This window comes from Photobacterium satsumensis (genome assembly GCF_050336935.1).
Lineage (GTDB): Bacteria > Pseudomonadota > Gammaproteobacteria > Enterobacterales > Vibrionaceae > Photobacterium > Photobacterium satsumensis.
Window position 1 is genome coordinate 843,941 of sequence record NZ_JAKJSK010000007.1, and the last position, 18,326, is coordinate 862,266.

Sequence of the window (18,326 nt, forward strand, 5' to 3'; positions counted from 1 at the left end):
AATGGTACTAGGGCTCACGGCTTAACGACCAAGGTAGATGCACATGAGATAAGCTTAGATAAAGGCTGAATTGGACTTGTCTAGTTTTGCTTTAAACGTTTGATGCGTTGTATTTCGATTTAGAGCCACTAGATTTCAAAACAATGCCTTGTCTACAAGCTTATATATTCTCGCTGAACCTGCATCTTGAAGCAGCTTGGGTATAAAAGCCTGGAAGCAATTGCGTATCTGATTCGCTGTATCGTGTTATCCAACAAGAGCAAGCGTCATTGGCGCTTCTACAGCCCTCTCATAGGCCATCATACGGTCGTTCATGACTTTTATCGTCTCACAGAAAGCCATTTCTTTCGCAGGATTAAGTGGCAATGAGGCGGTATCTGCCATCATGCATAGGCTTGCAGAACCACTATTTTCAATAATAAGAAACTGCCCTTCACCAAGATCGGTTGAAAGTGTGACAATGTCACCAAGTTTAGGCTGATGACCACCGGATTGCTGATTGAAGAACCAGCTTTTAGGCATAAGCGGCTTGTGGAATCGGCTTGCTGCTACTGCATTTAATGCAAGCTCTGCTTTACGAGGTGCAGAAAGTTCAAGGATGGACATCCCTTCGAGGAACGTTTGATAAACAGACGCATCGTCAACCGTAAAGGTTGTACGGTTAAAAGCGCAAGGAACTAAGTTTTTGGTAGGAATAGCGACGCGGAAAATCATGTCATCACCAAGATCCAACATGAGAGCATCGTACTTCTGGTCGTAATACCACATCCATGAGTTATTGGGTTTCAACATAAATACCGCTCCATATCCGCATCCGTTACAAAGCTTATCCACTACAACAAACAAAACTTTAGAGCAAATTCTACTTCCCTATTGGCAAATAAAAAGAGGAAAAAAGTACAAAAAAACACGCGTAAAACTCTGTATATTTGACAAAATCCCTATTGATAGGATGCTCGTCATAAAATCGACATAAAAAAAGTACCTGCAAAATTTCTCTTGCAGGTACCTTCATGTCTGAGTGTTTCTTGAGATATTATACTGGAGTGCTAATTAGATATTAGTAACGATATCTTTTACCAGTTTAGGACCGTGGTAGATAAAACCAGAGTAGATCTGTACCAGGCTTGCACCAGCAGCCATCTTCTCACGGGCAGACACTGCAGAATCAATACCACCTACACCGATGATAGGTAGCGCACCATCCAGTTCTTCCGCCAGCATGCGGATAACTTCCGTACTGCGGTTCTGCAGTGGACGACCACTTAAGCCACCGGCCTCATCGCAATGCGGCATGTCTTTGACCAAAGAGCGATCCAGCGTAGTATTGGTCGCGATGACACCGTCGATCTTATTTTTGATCAAAGATTCAGCTATCTGCTTAATCTCATGATCTTCTAGATCCGGCGCGATCTTAAGAGTCAGAGGTATGTATTTACCGTGTTTCTCAGCCAACTCCTTCTGCTTCTCTTTTAACTGCGCAAGCAGATCGTCAAGCATTTCTCCGTACTGAAGTGTACGTAGACCTGGCGTGTTCGGCGAAGAAATATTCACCGTGATATAGCCAGCATGCTGATATACCTTTTCCATACAAATCAGGTAATCTTCTGCGCCCTTTTCAATCGGCGTATCTTTATTTTTACCAATGTTGATACCGATAACGCCGTCATACTTGGCTTTCTTCACATTCTCAATCAGGTTATCAACACCTAGATTATTAAAACCAAAGCGGTTAATAATGCCTTCTGCTGGAATGACGCGGAACAAACGAGGCTTATCGTTACCCGATTGAGGACGTGGAGTAACGGTTCCAACTTCGACAAAACCAAAACCCATCGCGCCAAATGCTTCAATACATTCGCCGTTTTTATCAAGGCCAGCGGCCAGACCAACAGGGTTTTTGAATTTGATACCCATCACTTCAACAGGACGATCAGGAACATGTTGGCGATAGAATAGATCAAGAGGAGTGCCAGTAAAGCGAGAAAAGTTCTGAATAGCTAGATCGTGCGCTTTTTCAGCATCAAGCTTGAAAATAGCGGATCGAGCGAGGCGGTAAATCATTGTACCTCCTAATAAAAGCCCCGTATAAACGGGAGAACATTATTCACACTTTGCCATCTAAATTCAATGGTTAATTTATGTTTATGTCGAAAAAAATGGCCTACTCCATAAAATATACGGTTAGATGCTTGAAAATGATGCTTTTATTTTTCGACGCCCAAAGCAAACGTTTGTATCCATGCCTTTTAAACGAAAAAAAGCCACCATATGACTGATGGTGGCTTTTTGAACACAGATTGATTGAAATATACAAGCTTCAGTTAAAAATCAAAACAAAAAGCTTATTTATTCTATTATGCTACTGTTTGGCAGTTCAAATTCAATAACATAAGCTCACGAAGTGCTACTGAAAACTTAGCAAATTCATGGGTTGTACCCACTTTGAACTCTGCCAGTACAGTATTCCAACGCTGAATTGCCGATTTATGTTCGTCCATCCAGTTTTCGATCAAGCTTTCCGCATCAGGAGCTTCTAACCCACTGCTTATAACCGCGAGGGTCAATTGACGTTGCTGCCAATCAAGATCTTCACGGAATGATGCTCGAGCCAGTGCCTGCCAGTGGTTCTCTACTGGTTGGTTGTGAACCTGCTTGAGGAACCAGTGCAATGACAGGTCAGCACCGACAACAAAGTAAACACGAGAAATGAAATCGAGATCTTTTTCTGAGTTCGTTGCAATCTGAGCGATATCCATTGCCGAGTACAAGCTGCTCAAGCGCGCAATATTATGCGCTAGATCCTCAGGGATCCCCTGCTTCATCATCGCATCAGCTTGCTCGTTATGCTCCTGGACCTCTTCCGTGACAAGGTAACGCTCCAGGTTCTCGCGAAGCTTGTTAACAATAGGCTGGTAGAACGCAATCATTTGTTCAATACCCAGCTTTCTATCGCGATTACGGAGGATCCATCGAGTCGCACGACGCAACATTCTGCGACAACGGTATAGCACTTCGTACTGCACTGCCGCTGGGATCACATTATCCAGCGACCGGACCTGATCAAAGTACTGCTCAAAGTTAAACACTTCACGGCCCACAGAGTAAGCTGAAGAAATTTCTGCAATCGTGGAGCCTGTTTCTTCCTGAAGGCGGGTAACGAAGTTACAGCCCATCTCGTTAGACATCTGGTTTGCCAGCGAGGTTGCGATCAACTCTTTACGCAACGGATGGTGTTCCATATGGCTACGGTACTTCTCTTGCAGCTCTTTCGGGAAATAAGCAGGCAGTAGTCGAGCGTGGTACGGATCATTGGCTATCTCTTCCGTTACCAACTCTTCTTTCAATACCATCTTGCCATATGCCACCAATACCGCGAGCTCCGGACGGGTTAGCCCCACTCCCGACTTCTCACGCTCTGCCAGAGTATCGTCATCTGGTAGATATTCCAGAACACGATCCAGTTTTCCCTTTTTCTCAAGGTGATGGATGAATCGAATCTGCTCTTTGAGCAACTGAACTTGCTGCTGCTGGGTGACAGAAATTGATTCACTTTGGCAATACGCATCATCAAGAACGATATCACCTACTTCATCTTCCATACGTTCAAGCAGCTCGTTACGCTGCTTATAAGTGAGATCTTCACTCGCAACCAGTGAGTTGAGCAAGATCTTGATGTTTACTTCGTTATCCGAGCAATCAACCCCACCGACGTTATCGATAAAGTCTGTATTGACCAGACCACCATTCTTCGCGATCTCTACCCGGCCTAGCTGGGTCAAACCTAGGTTACCACCTTCACCCACAACTCGTGCTCGAAGCTCACTGCCGTTAATACGAAGTGCATCATTAGCTCGATCACCGACATCGGTATGGGTTTCAGATTCTGATTTCACGTAAGTGCCGATACCACCATTCCACAACAGATCCACTTCCATTTTCAGGATCAACTTGATCACTTCGTTTGGCGGCAAGCTCTGCTTACGAGTCCCCAGTAATTTCTGGATCTGCGGGGTAAGTTTAATTGACTTACTGCGACGGGAGAAAATACCGCCACCTTCGGAAATCAGTTTAGAATCATAATCTTCCCAGCTAGAGCGTGGCAAATTAAACAGACGATCACGCTCTTTCCAGCCACTAGCAGCATCCGGGTTTGGATCGAGGAATATGTGCATATGGTTAAAGGCGGCAACCAAGCGAATATGCTTCGATAACAACATACCGTTACCAAACACATCCCCTGCCATATCGCCGATACCCGCACAGGTGAAATCCGTTGTTTGACAGTTGATGCCCAATTCACGGAAATGACGTTTTACCGACTCCCAACCACCTTTCGCGGTGATCCCCATTTGCTTATGGTCGTAGCCATTTGAACCACCAGAAGCAAACGCATCACCCAGCCAGAAATTGTAATCTTCAGATACCGAGTTAGCCAAGTCAGAGAAGGTCGCAGTCCCTTTGTCTGCAGCTACAACCAAATACGGATCATCTTCATCATGGCGAACTACATTAACAGGTGGATTCAGTTCTCCGTCAATGATGTTATCGGTTACATCCAACAAGGCGCGGATAAAGCGCTTATAACAACGCTGCCCTTCAGCCCAGATCTCTTCGCGGGTTGATAGCTGAGGCTGACGCTTACAGACAAAGCCCCCTTTGGCCCCGACCGGTACAATGACGGTGTTTTTCACCTGTTGGGCTTTTACGAGGCCCAAGATTTCAGTACGGAAATCTTCCTGGCGATCCGACCAGCGCAATCCACCCCGGGCAACTTTACCACCTCGAAGATGCACACCTTCAATATCAGGGGCATAGACAAAGATTTCGAAGAAAGGTACAGGCGCTGGGATCTCTGGGATTTCAGACGGGCGCAGTTTCAGTGACAGCCAAGGCTTTGGTTTGCCGTTGGTGTCCAGTTGATAATAGTTTGTCCGTTGCGTTGCAAGGATCATTTCCATGTAACGACGGATGATCCTGTCATCATCCAAACTTTCTACGTGTTCGAGCTTTTCATTGAGCTTAACGATAAGCGCATTTTCTGCATTTTCCGAATGCTTACGACTTGGATCAAAACGCAGTGAGAACAATTCAACCAAGGATCTAGCAAGATCACTATGCCCAGAGAGTGTTTCTTCAATGTAGTGCTGGCTGAATGGAAAACCGACCTGACGCATGTAACGGGCAAAACTACGCAATATAGTAATTTCACGTCCGGTTAAACCGGCGCACAGCACTAGGCGGTTAAAGCCATCACTTTCTAGCTCACCATGCCAGATTGCAGAGAATGCCTCTTGGAAACGATCACGAGCTTCGCCCAAATCGATCCCGTTACAAGCATTGTGTAACATGGCGAAATCAAGGATCCAGTAAACCGTTCCGCGCTTAGTAACCACCTGATACGGCGACTCACCAATCACACGCAACCCCAAGTTTTCCAGCATCGGCATAACATCCGAAAGGTGGATAGGCTCGTCGCGGTGGAACAGCTTCAGTTTTACAAAGCGAGAGTCACTGGCCTCTTCCTGCGGACGATAGAACAGCATACCCAGCTTATTATCTTCGCTGAGGCTTTCTAACTGTTCAATATCAGCAACAGCAGAGCCTGGTAGCATTTGTTCTTTATAAGAACGCGGGAAGGCATGGCCATAGTTTTTCGCCAGAGACGTTCCATTACTTTCGCCAAAGTTCGCGATAAGCGACGCACTCAAACGATCATCCCAGGAAGCGGCAGCTTCAACCAGGTTATGTTCGATGGCTTTGATATCGACATCGAAATTATTATTTTCTACTCGCACGATATAATGGGTTCTCGCCAGTGGGCTTTCAGAAAAGAAAGTAGTGAACTCCACATCCTGCTCTGAGGCAAAGTAGTCTTTCAATACTTCTTGTGTCTTGCTACGAAGCTCAGTGTTGTAACGTTCTTTGGTGACATACACCATGCAAGAGAAAAAGCGACCGAAAGGATCACGGCGCACGAACAAGCGCAACAGATCCCTATCCTGCATTCGAACCACACCGCAGCCGACATCCAACATCTCTTTTTCATTGGCCTGAATCAGCTCATCACGCGGGTACGTTTCGAGCAGATTATTCAGTGCCTTCCATGAATGTGAACCTGCCGGATAACGGCTCTCTTCCAAGATACGCGTAACCTTGTTGCTGATCAGCGGAATGTTCATGGTCGATTGATGGTAAGCCGTAGAGGCATACAAGCCGGTGAAGCGGTGTTCACCAATGACATTGCCGTCTTTATCAAAACGTTTAATACCAATGTAATCGGTATAGGCTGGACGGTGTACTTTCGACTTGCCATTGCTTTTTGTTAGGATCAGCAAGTCAGGTTTGCGGGCTTCAATTCGGGCAGACTCGGGAAGCTGTGACAGGCGAAGAGTTCTGACTTTATCGGTATCGCTTAGAAGCCCTAATCCTTGTTCATCACAAGGACGTAATTCATAGTCACCTTCTATCGGCACAAGATCATACTTGTGATACCCCATGAAGGTGAAGTTGTGATGCGTCACCCAGTCCAAAAAGGCTACGGCTTCTTCACGGTGTTCTTTATTGACAGGGAGATCGGCTTTCTTGAGATCTTTCACAATCGTCTGCATTTTTGTTTGCATCGACTGCCAATCATTAACGACCAAGTCAATATCTTGAAGGACTTGTTCTAGTTCTTGTTTTAACGCTTCAAGCTCTTTCTTATCGTTAAGGCGATCAACCTCAATATGGAAAAGTGTCTGTAGGTCACCATCCTTACCACACGCTTCAGAAATTGCGCCCTCTGCATTTCGCTTAAAGAAATACGGGCCATTAAGCATCATGTGACTGGTAATACCCAAACGGGTCAAGGTCATTCGAACTGAATCAACTAAGAAAGGACGGTCTGGTGTTACGATCTCTACCACGGTATGAGGTGACTGCCAGCCATAGCGGCTAAGTGTCGGGTTATAAACACGAACTGAAATTTGGTCTGGCTTATTTTTCACAAGGTGATGCCATAAACTCAATACGGCACCATAAAGGTCAGATTCATTCCTTTGAAGCAGATCATCATCTGCCAGTTGTCCTAACAATCGCTGAGCAAACACTTCTACTAATGACTGCTGGGGTGTCTCAATCTTATCCTGGATTAAGTCATACACTTTCTCAAGCAGTACCGGCACTATAGGGTCAGGTGCGGTCATAGCAATGCTCCATCGTTATATATTATCAATCAAGTATAGAGTTTTTATAAAGCTTCAAACGGATGGTTATTGGGGAACATGCCGTTGGAAGACGCTCTCCTGCGTGCTTGCTATTGTAGGGTGTTTTGTTGCGAGATGGTTACGTTAATTACTCTGGTTATGAAGGAAAAAATCGAATATGTGACTGATGTAGATATTTTGGCTGGGGGGATTATCTGAGGTTGGTGAAATTAGCATCAGGCTACGATGTGATAAGTGTAAATTGGTATAACCATTTATTTTTAAGGTTATTTTTCTTGGCTCCTGTGATTATTAAATCTAATGGCAAACGATACGAATTAGGCATAACAGCCTTTGCCTTGCGGGTTATGCCAACAAAGGCTTTGGTAATCAAATGTTACAACTTCATCGTCGGCCCATTATAGAATCTGCTCAAGGGCTTGTAATTTGTTGGCTTCGCTCACCGTTACCCGGAACCGCCCCCGGATCCCTATCTGAGTCAAAAAAGGACGCAAGCGTGAAGCCGGTAGCTGAAGGCGCAAGCCGGTATCTGTCATCACCAGTACGTTACTAGCTGCCCCCGAGTAATGCTGGAGAAATTGCTGGTAAGTAATATGCATTGAAAAGGTATAGGCTTTCATGGGACAAGAATTCAGTGGTTAATTGTTCGGTAAAATAAATAAGGGGCAAGATAACTTGCCCCTTCAAGGTTACAGCGACACCTTACAGCTCAAGCGCTTTTTGAACTTTCTCAAACAAATCTTTGGCTAGGTTTTCTAACTGAGACAGTTTTTCAAGCTCTGCACGCATCAAACCTTGACGCTGCTCATCGTACTGACGGTACTTAAGGAACGGTTCAATCAGACGAGAAGCGACCTGTGGGTTGCTGGTATTCAACACAGTCAGAATTTCCGTCAAGAACTGGTAACCAGAGCCATCTTTAGCGTGGAAACGTACTGGGTTATTGCCACAGAAGCTGGCGACCAAGCTACGGGTACGGTTCGGGTTCTTTAGATCAAACGCTTTGTGCTTCATGGTTTCGCGCACATTTTCCAATGCATTTTCTGCTGGGTTCTTACCCTGCAGAATAAACCACTTGTCCATCACCAGGCCGTCTTGGGTCCACTTGTCACTGAAGTCAGCCATTTGATTTGCACGACAAGCCAACTCAGCATCATTTGCTACCGCCATGGCCGCCATCGTATCTGTCATATTGTCTGACGCTTCATACTGCTTAGCCACAAGGCTGTTGCCTTGCTCTGTATGCGCCAGATACGCCAAACAAGTATTACGAAGCGAACGCTTAGCCATTGCTTCATGCTCAATCGTATATGACTCTTGTGTCAGCGAGTGATAAATAGCGCTGAATTCATCTTCCATCGCTACAGCCAATACTTTTTCAAGCTCACCCATCACGATATTGATGGCATCAACATCAACGGTCTTATACCAACCAGCCACTTCATTTTCGCTTGGTAAGGTTAGCATTTCTGCAATGAAAGCAGGGTCTAGTTTCTCATCAAGCAACACACCACGGAACGCGTCTACTACCGCTTCCGGCAATTCAAAAGACTCACCATTCTGGCAACGAGTAACATTCTGCTTGATGTATTTCGCCAGCAATATTTGGCCAGCATCCCAACGCGCAAACTCGTTACGTGCATGAACCATCAAGAAAGTCAGTTCTGCATCTGAGTAGTCATACTCTAAGATCACCGGTGCTGAGAATTCGCGTAGCATAGAAATGACGGGTTGCTGTTCAATGCCGTCAAATACAAACTCTTGCTCTGCTTCTGTTACATCAAGTACATTGTGGATAGGCTGGCCATTACACTGTAACGGAATGACATTACCTTGCGCATCATATAGCTCGACATCAAACGGAATATGTAGCGGCTGTTTCTCTTCTTGGCCAGGTGTTGGTGCAGTGTTCTGCTTAATCGTGACACGGTAACGGTTTTCTTTTTCAAGAAACTCTGTCTCAACCTGTACCACCGGAGTGCCCGATTGGCTGTACCAGCCACGGAATTTATCTAGGCTGATACCCGATGCATCTTCCATTGCCTGAACAAAATCATCACAGGTCGCAGCTGTACCATCATGACGCTCAAAGTACAGCTTCATACCAGCTTGGAATTTATCCTCTCCAAGCAAAGTGTGCATCATACGAATAACTTCACTGCCCTTCTCATAGACTGTTAAGGTGTAGAAGTTATTCATCTCTATCACTTTATCAGGACGAATTGGATGTGACATCGGGCCGCGGTCTTCAGAGAACTGTGGACCGCGCATAATACGTACATTGTTAATACGGTTTACAGGACGGGATCCCAAGTCAGACGAAAACTCTTGGTCACGGAAAACAGTCAAACCTTCTTTCAGACTAAGCTGGAACCAGTCACGGCAAGTTACTCGGTTACCTGTCCAGTTATGGAAATATTCGTGACCGATCACCGCTTCAATACCTTGGTAGTCGGTATCTGTCGCCGTTTTCGCATTTGCCAGGACGTATTTAGAATTAAAGACATTCAGTCCTTTGTTTTCCATTGCGCCCATGTTGAAGAAATCGACAGCTACGATCATGTAAATGTCGAGATCATACTCTAGGCCAAAACGCTCCTCGTCCCACTTCATCGAGTTAATCAAAGAAGTCATGGCGTATTCAGCGCGATCAAGGTTGCCCTTGTCGACAAAAATTTCAAGTGCAACGTCACGGCCACTGACAGTGGTATATTTATCGCTCAGAACATCAAAATCACCGGCAACCAAGGCAAACAGATAACTTGGTTTCGGGAATGGGTCTTGCCACTGTACCCAGTGACGACCATTATCCAAATCACCACCGTCAACGCGGTTACCATTACTCATTAGGTATGGGTACTGTTCTTTGTCTGCAATCACCTTTGTGGTAAAGCGAGCCAATACATCAGGGCGGTCAAGGTAATAGGTAATACGACGGAAACCTTCTGCCTCACACTGGGTGCAATATGCACCGCCTGACTTATATAAACCTTCAAGCAGCGTGTTTGCTTCAGGGTTAACTTCAGTTTCAATCAGCATGTCGAACGATGCAGGTAGCCCATTAATCGTTAGCTTACCTTCGCTCTCTGCATAGTCCGTCCAGCTTTCGCCATTGATTTCAATACGAACCAAAGTCAGTGCATCACCATCAAGCTCCATTGAAGAGGCACCTTCCACCTGCTGCTCAACCTTGCTAATCGCTATAACGCGAGTTTCGGTATCATGCAGGTCAAACTCTAGCGAGAGATCGGTAATTGTGAATTCTGGTGCTTGATAATCTGAACGGTACTTTGCCGTTGGTTGGATAGTTGGTTGTTCGGCCATGTTTATTCCTTTTATTTCCGCCTGTTAGTGTCGCGGTATGTGTCCATTATTCTGCGTTAGACCAGTGCAGACAAGCTTATTACCCTGATTTGGCGATATGTTTCTCAATTGTCCACTCACTCGGTCAATTAATGCTCATCCAACCAATTATTTCGCTGGTTGTGCTTTGAAGACTGGCTTATCATCTTTACTATACTTAACTTACGAGCAGTAATGTTTACCCAAATTCCGCTTTACAGCAAGATCACCGTACAAACAAAGTGTTAACAGTGTATCGACAATTACGGCAAAAAAGCCTCTACAGGCTTGTCGTTAGCGGTATTTGCGCGTATCTTACGGCCCCTACTTTTTTCATCAATCTGAAACATTTTGAGACAACCAAGCCTCAAAATAGGGTAAAATTACCGGATTGCAAAAAACAGCCAAATTAGTTATGAATCATTTTGGACACACTGGGATTATCGACTCCCTGCTTGATACTGATGCATACAAGTTGCATATGCAACAAGCCATTTTTCATCAATACCCCAATGTTGAAGCTGTTGCCGAGTTTCACTGCCGGAGCGACGAAGATCTCCGTCCATACAGCCAAGAGATTCAAGAGCATATAGATCGGCTTGGTGGCCTCTCTTTCACTCAGGAAGAGATTGACTACCTGTCGACTCTCAGCTTCTTCAAGGCAGACTACCTTGATTACCTAGCGTCGTTTCACATCGATAGTAAACAAGTTCGCCTTGACACATCAGGTGATCAACTGGCGATTACCATTACGGGTAAGTGGATTGATATTATCCTTTGGGAAGTGCCATTATTGGCGATCATCTGCGAAGTTCGATGCAAGCATTGCTACCCTACATCTTCAACGGATGACGCACTGAGCTCACTCAAGCAAAAAATGGCTGCCTTTTATCAAAAAGCCAATGATGAAGGTATCAATCTCGACGCATTCTCGCTGGTTGACTTTGGTACGCGCCGCCGTTTCTCCCGCGATGTACACCACGAAGTTGTTGACTACCTGAAGAACAACATGCCAGAGTTCAAAGGTACATCTAATTACCATTTGGCCCGTACCTGTAACTTGACACCTTTTGGCACCCAAGCCCATGAGTGGTTCCAAGCGCACCAGCAATTAGCCGGTGAACTGGCTGACTCACAGCTACTTGCACTAAACCGCTGGCTTCAGGAATACCCAGATTCATTGGGCATCGCCCTCACCGATTGCATCAATATGGACGCTTTCCTGCGTGACTTTGACCTTCGCTTGTCAGAACGCTTCATTGGTTTACGTCATGACAGTGGTGATCCGATTGCCTGGGGTGAGAAAGCTATTGCACACTACAAGTCATTAGGTATCGATCCAAAAACCAAATCTTTGGTCTTCTCAGATAGCCTGACGTTGGATAAAGCGCTAAACATCTATAAGCACTTTGCCCACCGCATCAATACCAGTTTTGGTATTGGCACCCAGCTCACCTGTGATCTGCCTGATGTCAAAACATTGAACGTGGTTTTGAAACTGACCGAATGTGAAGGTCGACCCGTTGCTAAGATTTCAGACGAACCAGGCAAGAGTATCTGCCGAGATGAAAATTACCTGACGCAGCTTCGACAAGCCTTTAAAATCGTTAGCTAATCGCACGCATCAGTCGATACGATAGAAAACAAAAAAAGCGAGGTATTCACCTCGCTTTTCTTTTATCTGTGTTGATGGGCAGTTGATCAAGTAAGATCTTTAGGCTGCGAGACTCTACTCCCTTCTCATTACCGCTTCCATACCAAACTGTTTGTTACTGAGCGTCAGGGTATTACTGCCTAAGCTGTACTGGCTATCTTGTTGGCCATCTTCATAAATCAACACAATGCGATCGTCTTCAATAAAATAGATCCCTTTGTGCTCTTTTTTCTTGCCGTTCTTACCTGACACCTCAGCCGAAAACAAGAAGTCGGGGCGAAGGGACAAAGCAATTTCCGAGACACCATCACCAACATCCTTCCCTGTAATTTGTGAAGAACGCCAATTGCCCGGCAGGTTTTCTGGCGCCAACTTGGTAAATCGAGCACCATCAAGCAAAAATTGGTTGTAGCTTAACATGTAGCTATGCTGCTGCTCGGGTTGGCCGTGCGAAAGAAAAGTAACCGTGGTTTCATCGATATCGTATGTCCCATCCCACTCTTCCACGTTGCCATCTATCTGAAGAAGTCGAATAACAAAGCGATAGTTTGATTTGAACTTGATGTTCATTGCGCGGTAGCTCGCACCTTCACTTTCAACACCAGTATCAGTATTACTAAACCAGTACCAATCTCCCAAAAGTAGTGGATAATCAAATTCAGTCAAATCGGTTGACCGCGCACTGATAGCAAATGTCGAAAATAACAGCGTTACAGCAAAAATTACATTTTTCAGCATAGCATTCACCTAACACCAGAATTGATCACCTATATTTAACCCTAGTCGGCAATTACTACCTAGAGGGTAAAAGTTGAGACTTATCAGTGTTAATGTTTCAGCAGTCTCAGGGGTGAAACACCTCTTTTCCTCTGTAGCTAACTGATTTTATCCATAAAAAAACGGCACCTTAAAAGGTGCCGTTTATAGAGGTCTTGCCTATTCTCACAGACTAGCTTTGCGATCTCGACAAATCAGACGTGATAGCAACCGCTTCTTCTAGGTAGGCATCAGGAGCTTCATAATCCTTTGGCACATCATCCAATGTGGCAAACGCTTTTTCACCATCCGCTTTCTGACGCTTATTCAACCTTGCTAGACGATCCGCATCATCTTTGTCTTGCTCAGCAATGCGCTTGTTCTTGTTCAGAGAAATCGTGTTGATGTCTTTCTCTGCACGGTACTTGGCGATGTCATCTTGGATAAAACCAAATTCCATGTCCTTGTTGATCCGCTGGTCATGCTTCGTTTTCAGTGAAGGCAGAACCGCCGAGAAATTGTAGAGTTTCTGATAGTCCGCCGCCTTGATACTATCCCAAGGCAGTGCATTATCCTCGACACTCTCACCGGTTTCAGATGGGTCAACAGCCGTTGGGAATGCCAAGTCAGGTACAACACCAAGATTCTGGGTACTACCACCATTGATGCGGTAGAACTTTTGAATGGTGTACTGAACATGGCCCAATGGCTTATCGAACAAGTCATAAATATGATTCAGTGAACGGTGCTGCTGTACCGTTCCTTTACCAAATGATTGCTCGCCAAGAATGACAGCACGTCCGTAGTCCTGCATAGCGGCAGCAAAAATCTCAGACGCTGACGCACTGTAGCGGTTAACCAAAACAGTTAGAGCGCCATCAAAATAAACGCGATCATCTGAATCGCCATTCACTTTAACTCGCCCATAACTATCACGAACCTGAACAACCGGCCCACTGTTGATAAACAACCCGGTCAAAGCTGTCGCTTCAGTCAGTGCACCACCGCCATTGTTTCGCAAATCGATAACCACGCCATCAACCTGCTGGTCGTTCAACTTCGCCAGTTCTTTCTTGGTATCTTCTGACAAACCAACATAGAAACTTGGAATTTCAATCACCCCAATTTTCTTGCCGTTCGACATTTCTACCGAAGACTTCGCTGCGCGATCTTCTAGGCGAATTTTGTCACGGACAATGGTGACATCGTAACTTTTTGCGTTACTCCCCTCAGGAAGGATCTCCAGAACGACTTTACTGCCTTTTGGACCTTTAATTAGCTGCACAACATCATCAAGACGCCAGCCAATCACATCGATCATGTCTTTGCCGTCTTGCGCGACACCGATGATCCGATCACCTGCAGCTAGTTTTTTCGAAGAAGACGCAGGGCCACCAGCAACCAAAGAGCGGATTACTGTATAATCATCAACAACTTGTAGAACAGCACCAATACCTTCTAATGAAAGATTCATTTCAGACTGAAACTGTTCTGCGTTACGTGGTGACAAATAACTGGTATGAGGGTCAACCTCACGCGCAAAGGCATTCATGTAAATTTGAAATACATCTTCGCTATGAGTTTGAGTCAGACGCTTAAGGGCGTTGTTATAACGCTTGCCTAATGTCTCTTTCGTCTCATCCCAGTCTTTACCCGCAAGCTCTAAATTAAGCGCATCGTATTTTACCCGTTTACGCCAAATTTCATTGAGCTCGTTGCGATCTTTAGCCCACTCCATTTCGGAACGGTCTAAGACTATATCTTCATCAGCATCAAAGGTAATTTCACGATCAAGCAAAGTAAGTGCGTATTGATAGCGGTCATAACGACGCTTCAGCAGGGTATTGAAAATATCGAAAGCGGCTGATGTATCACCTCTTTTGAGTTGATCATCTAGCTGCTCTTCCCATTTTTCAAATTGCCGAATATCGGAAGCAGTAAGAAAACTTTTGTTGAAGTCCAGCATCTCGATATATCGAGTGAAGACACTGGAAGAAAATTCGTCATCAAGTGAAAACTGCTTGTAATGTGAACGAGTAAAGCGTGAAGCTACTCGCTTACTGGCAGTCGCATGCTGTTTTTCTGGTGCCAGCTGCGGAAGATCACTTAACGTGTATGTCGCCTCTAGGGCTTGCGCTGAAGCTGCTAGCATCATGCCAGCAGCGATCAGTGAGAAACGGAATCGACCTTTCATGCGTCGAGCATTCTCCTTTACGAACGCAGGTGCTCCGCTTTAACTACCATGGTCAAACCATTTGATAGGCGAACACGCACATCGTCCTTATTAATTTCAACGATAGTTGCCGGCATGTTTCCGTTGCCCATATTAACACTAACGTTATTGCCAACGACGACTTCATCAGCAGTCAGTGCACGGGTCGTTTCTGCAGGCTTTTTATTTAGCTTAGTCGTTTTTTGTTGTGTGTTCTTTGGTTTAGCAGTTTTTGGACGAATTTTTTTCGCCTTTGCTTCACCATCCTTGCTAGCAGCAGCTTTAGCTTCTGCTTGCTCTTTACGACGAGCACGTACTTTAGCCTTGCTTTCTTCAAGCGCTTGCTTAGCGTGATCTACGTGTTCTTGTTCTAACACACCACAATCGTTGCCATCAAGGTCAACGCGGTTTGCACCCGCTTTCACACCGTGAAGATAACGCCAGGAAGAAGTGTATTGACGCAGAGCGGTACGCAGCTGAGTTTTACTTACTTTCGGGTCATCAGTTAGACGCTCTGCTAGATCTTGAAAGATACCGATCTTTAGAGGCTTAGCTTCACCTTCAACAGTAAAACATTTTGGGAAACGCTCAGCAATGTAGGCAATGACTTCTTTACTGTTCGTTAGCTTTTCAGAGTTTTCCATGGACTTTCCTGACAAAAGCGAGTTTCCTCGCCGTTAGTACTTTAATCAAAAAGAAATTGTTCCGCTATTATAGTTACCTAACGCTGAAAAACCACCGAAAGCACTCAATTAAAGTCTTTTTTGTAGTTCATTCATCAAAGAAACCAGTCCATCTTCATCAAATTGATTAAATCTTGATAAGATTGGACTATCAATATCCAGCACACCGTACAATTCACCGTTTACAGAAAACGGAATCACGATTTCTGAATTGCTGGCAGCATCACAGGCAATATGCCCTTCGAACTGGTGGACATCTTCGATCCGTTGAACGCTGTTTTCAGCTATCGATGTACCACATACACCACGCCCTACAGGAATCCTCACACAAGCGGGTTTACCTTGAAATGGCCCCAATACCAATTGGTCACCTTTGAGCAAATAAAACCCTACCCAGTTAATCTCTTCTAACTCCATGGCCAGTAACGCACTAATATTAGACATATTAGCAATGAGATCAGGCTCACCTTCAATCAACGCGATAGCTTGTTTCGTCAGCGTTTGATAGTTCACTGATCTAATTTCCATGGCTTACTCCTTTTATAGCCGCTAGAATGGCTTTTTATCAATAATGGGAATCATTATCATTGTGAAAAACGATTCAAACCAAATGATTAACTGGTCTTGGCTATTAAAGCAAGCAAAACATCACCGTCCCCGTTTGATTACCGCGAATTTTATCGCGCTCATCGCGACCCTTATCAGTGTCCCTATCCCACTGCTAATGCCTTTAATGGTTGATGAGATCCTCCTCGACAAACCAGCGGGTGGTATCGCCTTCCTTAATCACTTTTTGCCTGATTCCCTGCAGCAGCCTACAGCTTATATCCTGCTGGTTCTTCTATTTGTCGTTTTGATGCGAGTGGGTAGCCAAGCACTTAATATCCTACAAAGTCGTCAATTTACTTTGGTGGCTAAGGACATTACCTACAAGATGCGACAGCACCTTATCGACAAGCTTGGTCGTATCAGCATGCGCCAGTATGAAGAACGCGGCAGCGGTGGGATCACTTCTCACCTTATTACTGACGTTGAGACAATCGATAAATTTGTGGGTGATACTCTAAGCCGTTTCCTTATTGGTTTCCTCACCGTCATCGGTACTGCTGTCATTTTGCTATGGCTTAACTGGCAGCTTGGGCTCTTTATCTTACTGGTCAATCCTATTGTGGTTTATGCCTCCAAGCTGATGGGGAACCGGGTAAAGACCCTTAAGAAAAAAGAAAACAAGGCGTTCGAGCGCTTTCAACAACGTTTGGTGGAAACCCTAGATGGTATCTACCAGTTACGAGCGGCTAACCGCGAGCGGGAGTTTCTTGATCAGCTAAAGTCCAACGCCAATGACATTCGCCATGATGCCGACAAATATGCATGGCAGTCAGAAGCTGCGGGTCGCATCTCTTTCTTGCTGTTCTTAGTCGGTTTTGAGTTATTCCGTGCTATGGCAATGATCATGGTGTTATTTACCGACCTGAGCGTAGGCCAGATGTTTGCCGTATTTGGTTACTTGTGGTTTATGCTTGGCCCAGTCCAGGAGCTGCTCGGCATCCAGTTCGCTTGGTACAGTGCATCGGCTGCCATGCAACGCTTGAATGGCCTTATTGCCATTGAAGAAGAAGTTCGTCCAATACAAAAGGTGAATCCGTTTACTGATAACCATCACCTCGACATTGAAGTCAACAACATCCATTTTGCCTATGATGAAGATAAAGAAGTCCTACGTGGTATGAGCCTCACTATCCCTGCGGGCAAGCGCGTGGCATTAGTCGGCTCTTCAGGGGGCGGTAAATCAACACTGATCCAACTACTACTGGGTATCTACCAAAAGGACACCGGGGACATCTTAGTCAATGGCTACCCCATTGAAGATGTTAGCTATGAAGCGCTACGCAACAAAATGGCCGTGGTCTTACAGCACCCTGTATTATTTAATGATACTATGCGCCACAACCTGACATTAGGCGGCAACTACAGTGATGAGCAACTTTGGCAGGCACTTGAGATCGCACAAATGACAGATGTTACCCAGCGCCTGACGGAAGGTCTGGATACCGAAATTGGCCGCCAAGGGATCAAACTGTCAGGAGGTCAACGCCAACGACTCGCTATTGCACGTATGGTTCTGACCAACCCCGAGTTCGTGATCCTCGACGAGGCCACATCGGCATTGGATACCGCTACGGAAGCGGCCTTGCATACTGCGCTTAACCAGTTCTTGGCCAATCGTACCACGCTGATTGTTGCTCACCGTTTATCTGCGGTTAAACAAGCTGATGTAATCTACGTGCTTGAAGATGGACAAGTCAGCCAAAGCGGTACGCATCACGAGTTGGTGAACAAAGAAGGCCTGTACCAAACACTCTATGGCTCGGTACAATCAGCTGAAAATCAAAATGATGTGATAGCACAAGTACCTGTAGCCAGAGTGAACCTAAAATAATAATATAGCGTTCATTTAAAGCCATTTTTAA

11 protein-coding genes are annotated in these 18,326 nt (G+C 45.3%); 2 read left to right on the forward strand and 9 right to left on the reverse strand.

Annotation, left to right across the window (positions count from 1 at the left end):
• Positions 1 to 246: 246 nt before the first annotated feature.
• From L4D79_RS15445 to pepN, 5 genes are all read right to left on the reverse strand, one after another.
• Entirely contained in the window at positions 247 to 792 is a 546-nt protein-coding gene (locus tag L4D79_RS15445) for a cell division protein ZapC (RefSeq protein WP_428652441.1), read from the reverse strand.
• Positions 793 to 1,053: 261 nt separating this feature from the next.
• Positions 1,054 to 2,064, reverse strand: coding sequence for a quinone-dependent dihydroorotate dehydrogenase (gene pyrD / locus L4D79_RS15450; protein ID WP_255044528.1), 1,011 nt, complete (start codon positions 2,062 to 2,064; stop codon positions 1,054 to 1,056).
• Between the two features lie 293 nt (positions 2,065 to 2,357).
• Entirely contained in the window at positions 2,358 to 7,187 is a 4,830-nt protein-coding gene (locus tag L4D79_RS15455) for an NAD-glutamate dehydrogenase (RefSeq protein ID WP_428652442.1), read from the reverse strand.
• 419 nt (positions 7,188 to 7,606) lie between these two features.
• Positions 7,607 to 7,828 carry a DUF2835 domain-containing protein gene (locus L4D79_RS15460; protein ID WP_428652443.1) on the reverse strand — a complete coding sequence of 74 codons (222 nt, stop codon included), beginning with the start codon at positions 7,826 to 7,828 and terminating at the stop codon, positions 7,607 to 7,609.
• 82 nt (positions 7,829 to 7,910) lie between these two features.
• Entirely contained in the window at positions 7,911 to 10,532 is a 2,622-nt protein-coding gene (gene pepN, locus L4D79_RS15465; protein WP_428652444.1) for an aminopeptidase N, read from the reverse strand.
• 433 nt (positions 10,533 to 10,965) lie between these two features.
• Between pepN and pncB the strand changes: the two genes are divergently transcribed.
• Positions 10,966 to 12,165 carry a nicotinate phosphoribosyltransferase gene (pncB, locus tag L4D79_RS15470; protein ID WP_428652445.1) on the forward strand — a complete coding sequence of 400 codons (1,200 nt, stop codon included), beginning with the start codon at positions 10,966 to 10,968 and terminating at the stop codon, positions 12,163 to 12,165.
• Positions 12,166 to 12,279: 114 nt separating this feature from the next.
• Here the strand turns inward: pncB and L4D79_RS15475 are convergent, their stop codons facing one another.
• The 4 genes from L4D79_RS15475 to L4D79_RS15490 form a co-directional block, all read right to left on the reverse strand.
• Positions 12,280 to 12,942: a lipocalin family protein gene (locus L4D79_RS15475; protein WP_428652446.1), complete on the reverse strand. Its 663-nt coding sequence runs from the start codon at positions 12,940 to 12,942 to the stop codon at positions 12,280 to 12,282.
• 211 nt (positions 12,943 to 13,153) lie between these two features.
• A complete protein-coding gene (prc, locus tag L4D79_RS15480) occupies positions 13,154 to 15,154 on the reverse strand; it encodes a carboxy terminal-processing peptidase (RefSeq protein ID WP_428652447.1) in 2,001 nt (666 codons plus the stop codon).
• Between the two features lie 17 nt (positions 15,155 to 15,171).
• Complete coding sequence (gene proQ, locus L4D79_RS15485) at positions 15,172 to 15,816, reverse strand: RNA chaperone ProQ (RefSeq protein WP_428652448.1); 645 nt, start codon at positions 15,814 to 15,816, stop codon at positions 15,172 to 15,174.
• Positions 15,817 to 15,924: 108 nt separating this feature from the next.
• A complete protein-coding gene (locus L4D79_RS15490) occupies positions 15,925 to 16,383 on the reverse strand; it encodes a GAF domain-containing protein (protein WP_428652449.1) in 459 nt (152 codons plus the stop codon).
• A 43-nt stretch (positions 16,384 to 16,426) separates the two neighbouring features.
• Here L4D79_RS15490 and L4D79_RS15495 point away from each other — a divergent pair, with 43 nt between their 5' ends.
• Positions 16,427 to 18,295, forward strand: a complete 1,869-nt coding sequence (locus tag L4D79_RS15495; protein ID WP_428652450.1) for an ABC transporter ATP-binding protein — start codon at positions 16,427 to 16,429, stop codon at positions 18,293 to 18,295.
• The last annotated feature ends 31 nt before the right edge of the window (positions 18,296 to 18,326 follow it).